The organism is Vibrio sp. MMH1-50 (assembly GCF_022347645.1).
Taxonomy (GTDB): domain Bacteria; phylum Pseudomonadota; class Gammaproteobacteria; order Enterobacterales; family Vibrionaceae; genus Vibrio; species Vibrio harveyi.
The window spans coordinates 1-6,375 of record NZ_JAKRGG010000069.1 but is presented as its reverse complement, the minus strand read 5'-3'; the positions used below and the strand labels follow the sequence as shown (position 1 = coordinate 6,375).

Sequence of the window (6,375 nt, the reverse complement as noted above, 5' to 3'; positions counted from 1 at the left end):
TACAGATAGCTGCAGTTAGAGTAGTTTTACCGTGGTCAACGTGGCCGATAGTACCAACGTTTACGTGCGGTTTTACACGTTCAAATTTTTCTTTAGACATGAGTAGTCCCTCTAGGTACGGATTTAGGTGGCCCGAATTGACCACGCAACCAAAAAAGATAATTGGTAAATCTTATATCAAAAGGAGATAACTTTGAGAGCTGGTGCTGATAGGCAGACTCGAACTGCCGACCTCATCCTTACCAAGGATGCGCTCTACCACCTGAGCTATATCAGCACTCAAATTAGAGTGGAGCGGGCAGCGGGAATCGAACCCGCATCATCAGCTTGGAAGGCTGAGGTAATAGCCATTATACGATGCCCGCAACACGTAACTCTGAGAGCTATTTCCTAAAGAATATGGTGGAGGGGGACGGATTCGAACCATCGAAGGCAGTGCCGGCAGATTTACAGTCTGCTCCCTTTGGCCACTCGGGAACCCCTCCAAATTTTTAAGCCATTCTTACTACAATTGTTTCCACTAGAAACAGGAAAGAATGGTGCCGACTACCGGAATCGAACTGGTGACCTACTGATTACAAGTCAGTTGCTCTACCTACTGAGCTAAGTCGGCATAAGTGGTGCGCATTCTATTGAATGATTTTCTAGGTTGCAATAGCTATTTCAAAAAAAATCGTAAAATTCGACTTTTTAGAATCGATTGCTGCAAAATCATACAAACCTCGCTTTTTAAAGCAAACTTTCGAGCTTTGTCGTTTGCTTTGCACGGAGCTTGTTGTATGTTCTTGCTCTCAATGAAACCAAGGATAAAAGAGACCCATGAGTCCATTTTTGTCATTTGACCGTGCCGAATGGGCAGAATTGCGCAATTCTGTTCCGATGACACTCTCTGAAGACGATCTGAAAGCGCTTCAAGGCATTAATGAAAACCTCACTATGGAGGAAGCGGTAGAGATCTACCTTCCTTTGTCTCGTCTTTTAAATCTGTACGTTCAGGCTCGCCAAAGTCGTAACTCTGTACTTCAGCAGTTCCTCAACACGGAAGAACATGCTCCACCCTTTGTTATCGGCATTGCCGGCAGTGTGGCGGTAGGAAAGAGTACTACCGCACGACTTCTAAAAGCATTGCTCTCTCGTTGGGAGAACCATCCGAAAGTCGCCCTTGTGACAACAGATGGTTTCTTATATCCAAAGAAAGTGCTGGAAGAGAGAGGCATCATGCATCGTAAAGGCTTTCCGGAATCTTACGATATTAAACGCTTGGTAGAATTCGTTTCAGATGTAAAAGCAGGTCAACCAAACTTAGAAGTCCCAGTTTATTCACACATTACGTACGACATTACTGAAGAACGAAAGAAAGTAGATCGTCCAGATGTACTGATTATCGAAGGGTTAAACGTTCTGCAAAGTGGTATGGACTATCCGCATGCTCCACATCGCGTGTTTGTCTCTGACTTCCTAGACTTCTCTATTTATGTTGATGCAGAAACTGAGACCATTGAGCAATGGTATGTAGAACGATTTTTGAAATTCCGCCAAGGTGCATTTACTCAGCCAGGCTCTTATTTTAGTCATTACACGCAATTGTCTGTCGAAGAGGCGAAAAACAAAGCTAAAGAAATTTGGCAGAGCATTAACGGGCTCAATCTAGAACATAACATTCTGCCAACTCGCGAGAGAGCCCATCTAATTCTGCACAAAGGTCCTAGTCATCTCGTCGACAAGGTGTCGTTGAGAAAGTAACCTCTATTAGGCACTAGACTAGAGGTTAATCACCTTTCCTTAGGGAGATCTCACCACCAACGTAGGTCTCCAATCCATTAGTGGTTTCTAATACTACACCACCTTGCTGATCGATGCCCTTTACTACCCCATGGATTTCTCTAGGTCCCATCAATAGCTTTACAGGGCGTCCAATAAAGTTGTCTAAACGATTCCAACGCTCTACAAACCCACCGAGCCCTGTCATTTCATATTCTTCTAGTGCTTTCTTCCAGTGTTCAATCAGGTTAATCGCTAACTGGTTACGATCGATATCTAGGCTATCGCTCACTTGGTTTAAGGTTGTCCACGGTTGATCGATTTCAGGTTGCAAGTCTGGCATACCGATATTAAGCCCCATGCCAATAACTAGATGCGCTGCCCCACCGGCTTGCCCTGACATTTCAACTAAAATGCCTGCAAGCTTTTTATCTTCGTAGTAAACATCGTTCGGCCATTTGAGTTTCACGCCTTGGATACCCATCTCTTCAATAGCTTCCACTGCTGCGATACCAACAACTAAGCTCAACCCCATAGCCGCTGCCATACCAGCATCCAAACGCCAGTACATCGACAAATACAAGTTAGTCCCAAAAGGCGATATCCATTGGCGTCCACGTCGTCCTCTTCCTTTTGCTTGATATTCAGCCAAACATACGCGCCCCTTATCGGAGTCATCGACTTTCTCGAGCAGATATTGGTTGGTTGAATCTATAACCGAGATGAGTTCAAGTTGAGTATCAACATGAGCTTGAAGCCTTTGCTCATCAAGCAGTTGTAAAGGCTGAGCTAGCTGGTAGCCACGTCCTTGAATCCGGTAAATGTCTACGCCCCAATCATTAAGACCTTTGATGTGCTTTGCAATAGCAGCGCGTGATATACCCAATTCTTGCCCTAAGGCTTCCCCAGAATGAAAATCACCGTCACTTAGCGCTTTGAGAATATGCAGTTTTGCAGAGTGTTCCTTTCTCATCGCGTAGCCTCAATCTCAGTTAGGTTAGTCTCGCCCTTGTTATTCATAAAACGAACTTCATGTTCTAGTTCAATTTGGTATTTATCCCAAACGGTCCTTTTTACCAAAGACGCAAGCTCGACAACGTCATTGGCACTACAATTATCAACATTAGTTAGAACCAAAGCTTGGAGTGGATTTACTTGAGCACCGTTCACTGATGCCCCCTTCAAACCACATTGGTCGATTAACCAACCCGCAGCGACTTTCATTCCTCCTTTCGCAGGGTAAGCCACCATATTGCTGTGCTTTTTGATAAGTTGATCGTAATGATCTTGGCTGATCACTGGATTTTTAAAAAAGCTTCCTGCGTTACCAACTTTTGCAGGGTCTGGCAATTTTTCCATTCGCACTTGGCATACACGCTCAAAAATGGTTAGGGGACTAAGCTCTTCTTCAGGAATACTTTGCAAAGGACCATATTGATTGATCGCCTTCCATTGCTTTGGCAGTTTGAGACCGACCGCAGTAATAAAGCATTTTTCATATAATGCATGCTTGAAGATCGAATCACGATAGCCAAATTGGCACTCTTCTGCTGTCATGCGTTTGGTCGTGAAGTTCTCCAAATCGAGGATATCTACGTATTCACACACATTTTGCAGTTCCAATCCATAGGCTCCGATATTTTGAATAGGTGCCGAGCCTGCACAGCCAGGGATGAGTGCGAGGTTCTCAATACCTCCCATGCCTTGTTCTACACACCATTGAACAAGCGCCGGCCAATCCTCACCGCCTTCAATGTGCAATAGATAATGAGCACCTTCTTCAGTAACAGTTTTACCCATTAATCGGTTAATGATGACCATACCTTCATAGTGTTGAGTAAACAGCATGTTACTGCCCTTACCTAAAAATAGCTTCGGTAACTCTAGGTAAGCTTCATCTTTAAATAGCTGAATAACATCATCGATAGTTTCAACGATCGCTAAATAAGCACAGGTTTGTTCGATACCAAATGTGTGGAAAGCCTTGAGGCTCGCATGTTTCTTAATTTCCATAGTGGATTTGCAACGCCAGATGAGATTCTCTTAAACTGTAGCCATTCTACCTTAGTTATGTTTTAGCCGCAGTGACAATACCTAGCTCATTAATCATAGAAGTGTTAAATCCGATCAAACTACCTCTGATCAAGAGATTATACAAAGCACATTACCCTGCCGGAAAAGCCAAGCGTGATGAGCTGATCATCACCGCAAGTTTAGAAGGAAAAATCGTTGCTCTCCTTAGAATGAAAGCGGTCGAAAAGTCTCGCTTGCTGACTGGTATGCTTGTTGTTCCGGAATGTAGGGGAACAGGGGTCGGTCAAGCATTACTTACTCATTGCGAAAACACTGTTTTCAACAATGGAGATTATTGCTTTGCTTTTAATCATTTAGAGGCTTATTACTCTCAACATGGATTCAAAACCATTGATAGCTCTGAGCTTCCAAACTCATTGAAAATGGCTTATTTACGGTACGTGGACAGTGGCAAAGATCTCATTCCAATGCAATTCATTACTTCTAGTGCTTCAAACAGTGCGCTTTTGTAGCCAGAGAAATCATATCTTTGGTAAAATATCAGGTTCGCAATATTGCACTTAATTAAGGTACTCACACCGGTATGATAGTAAGTAGGAACCCATTCGAACAGTTGCCAAGTCTCGCAGTTAAGCCTGAAGACTTCGAAGTTCTGCACGCAGCAGATGCTTTCAGAGCTCGTCTTCTTGATGCGATCAGCAAAGCAACGTCACGAATTTACCTAGTCGCTCTATATCTGGAAGATGATGAAGCTGGACGTGAAATTTTCACAGCGCTTTATGAAGCGAAACAGCGCAATCCTGGATTGGACATCAATATCTGTGTAGATTGGCACCGAGCGCAACGTGGTCTCATTGGTGCAGAATCATCTGAAGGCAACGCAGCACTTTACAAGGCATTCGCAAAAAAATACCAGCACTCAATTCCTGTATACGGTATTCCTGTACGAGGCAGAGAAGTCTTTGGTGTACTTCATCTTAAAGGCTTCATCGTAGATGACACCGTCATTTACAGCGGAGCAAGTCTTAACAACGTATACCTACAATACAATGGTCGTTACCGCTTCGATCGCTACCATGTCATTCAACACAAAGCATTAGCAGACTCGATGGTAGGATTCATTCAGGATGAAATAATCGCCCACCCTGCAGTTAATGATCTTGCAGATAAAGATAAACCTGAGACAAAAGAGATCAAAGCGGACATTCGCCAACTTCGCTCTTCTTTAGCTCGTGCTGTTTACGAATTTAAACCCGAAGTAGCCAGCGAAGACGAAGTGAAAGTTACACCGCTGGTAGGTTTAGGGAAGCGCCGTAATTTACTCAACCAGAAAATCGTTAAGCTGCTTGCAGCTGCTCAGAACGAAATCTTTATCTGTACACCTTACTTTAACTTCCCGAAAGCGATTAATCGTGAAGTAAAACGTGCAATGAAACGTGGTGTAAAAGTAACAATCGTGGTTGGTGACAAGACTGCAAACGACTTTTACATCTCTCCTGAAGAAGAGTTCAAAACTATTGGTGGTTTACCATATCTGTACGAACTCAACTTACGTCGTTTCGCTAAAGCGAATGAAGCAAGCATTGCTGCTCGCAAATTATCTATTCACCTTTGGAAACATGATAACAATAGCTTCCACCTCAAAGGTATCTGGGTTGATAAGCGCTACATGCTTATGACAGGCAACAACCTAAACCCTAGAGCATGGTCACTAGATCTTGAAAATGGTCTTTTAGTACAAGACAACTTCGCGAAGATGACAGACAAATTTGAACAAGAGGTGGCAAACATTCTAGAGCACACTCAGCTTATTTGTACTTACAAGCAATTAGAGAAAGTGGAAGACTATCCAGTCAGTGTTCAGAAGCTGGTCCGTAAGATCACACGTATCAAAGCTGATGGTGTACTAAAACGCATTCTTTAAAATGCTTCGATAGTAAACTTACAGAGCCCAGTATGAAAATACTGGGCTTTTTTATTATGTACAGCTAGCGACATAGATTACAACATTGTTGCTTTCTTTAAGTATTTAAACTGACAGTTCGATATACAATGGGATGAGACGACTTTGTATTCTAAGAAATTCAACAAGATAACAGGTCCAGATTGTAACGAAAAGGCTCCAGCATTTCTGCTGGAGCTTTAAATATGACAGAGGTAGATTGGATCAATACTCCGAGATTCGATAGGACTTACTGCCAAGCGAGCTGGAGATCTAATCTCAACACGCACGATTCTGGCGTTAGGAGAATCAGATACTCTTCCAACTAGACTGGTACTCTTTTCTTCATATACGAAAGAGGCTCTAGCATTTCAGCCAGAGTCTTAAATATGGCAGGGGTAGATTGGACCGGCACTCCGGAGATTCGATATGGCTTGCTGCCAAGCGGACTGGCGGCTCAGTTCCCAACACGCACTATTTGGGCATTAGGGGAATCCCCTGCTCTTCCAACTAGACTGGTACTCGTTCCTCCATATACGAAAAAGGCTCTAGCATTTCTGCTAGAGCCTTAAATATGGCAGGGGTGGAGAGATTCGAACTCCCAACACGCGGATTTGGAATCCGCTGCTCTGCCAATT

6 protein-coding genes and 4 tRNA genes are annotated in these 6,375 nt (G+C 43.4%); 3 read left to right on the top strand and 7 right to left on the bottom strand.

Going from position 1 to position 6,375, the window contains the following annotated elements; translation table 11 throughout:
- The 5 genes from MHO32_RS25010 to MHO32_RS24990 all read right to left on the bottom strand — a co-directional run.
- Window positions 1-100, bottom strand: a 100-nt coding sequence (locus MHO32_RS25010) for a GTP-binding protein (protein WP_139299542.1), incomplete at its 3' end; no start/stop codon positions are given.
- Between the two features lie 101 nt (window positions 101-201).
- Window positions 202-277: transfer RNA gene (locus tag MHO32_RS25005), tRNA-Thr, on the bottom strand.
- Between the two features lie 13 nt (window positions 278-290).
- Window positions 291-365 (bottom strand) — tRNA-Gly (locus MHO32_RS25000).
- Between the two features lie 35 nt (window positions 366-400).
- A tRNA-Tyr gene (locus tag MHO32_RS24995) sits at window positions 401-485 on the bottom strand.
- 52 nt (window positions 486-537) lie between these two features.
- A tRNA-Thr gene (locus tag MHO32_RS24990) sits at window positions 538-613 on the bottom strand.
- 206 nt (window positions 614-819) lie between these two features.
- Between MHO32_RS24990 and coaA the strand changes: the two genes are divergently transcribed.
- Complete coding sequence (gene coaA, locus MHO32_RS24985) at window positions 820-1,743, top strand: type I pantothenate kinase (protein WP_005451114.1); 924 nt, start codon at window positions 820-822, stop codon at window positions 1,741-1,743.
- Between the two features lie 25 nt (window positions 1,744-1,768).
- Here coaA and birA read toward each other — a convergent pair whose 3' ends face one another.
- Window positions 1,769-2,734 carry a bifunctional biotin--[acetyl-CoA-carboxylase] ligase/biotin operon repressor BirA gene (gene birA, locus MHO32_RS24980; protein ID WP_050902250.1) on the bottom strand — a complete coding sequence of 322 codons (966 nt, stop codon included), beginning with the start codon at window positions 2,732-2,734 and terminating at the stop codon, window positions 1,769-1,771.
- Window positions 2,731-3,774 (bottom strand): UDP-N-acetylmuramate dehydrogenase, encoded by a 1,044-nt coding sequence (gene murB, locus MHO32_RS24975; protein WP_050902249.1) that lies wholly within the window; start codon window positions 3,772-3,774, stop codon window positions 2,731-2,733. Before murB ends, birA begins: the two co-directional genes overlap by 4 nt.
- A 101-nt stretch (window positions 3,775-3,875) precedes the next feature.
- Between murB and MHO32_RS24970 the strand changes: the two genes are divergently transcribed.
- Both MHO32_RS24970 and pssA read left to right on the top strand, forming a co-directional pair.
- Window positions 3,876-4,307: a GNAT family N-acetyltransferase gene (locus MHO32_RS24970; protein ID WP_017191164.1), complete on the top strand. Its 432-nt coding sequence runs from the start codon at window positions 3,876-3,878 to the stop codon at window positions 4,305-4,307.
- 71 nt (window positions 4,308-4,378) lie between these two features.
- Complete coding sequence (pssA, locus tag MHO32_RS24965) at window positions 4,379-5,719, top strand: CDP-diacylglycerol--serine O-phosphatidyltransferase (protein WP_239214835.1); 1,341 nt, start codon at window positions 4,379-4,381, stop codon at window positions 5,717-5,719.
- Window positions 5,720-6,375: the final 656 nt, after the last annotated feature.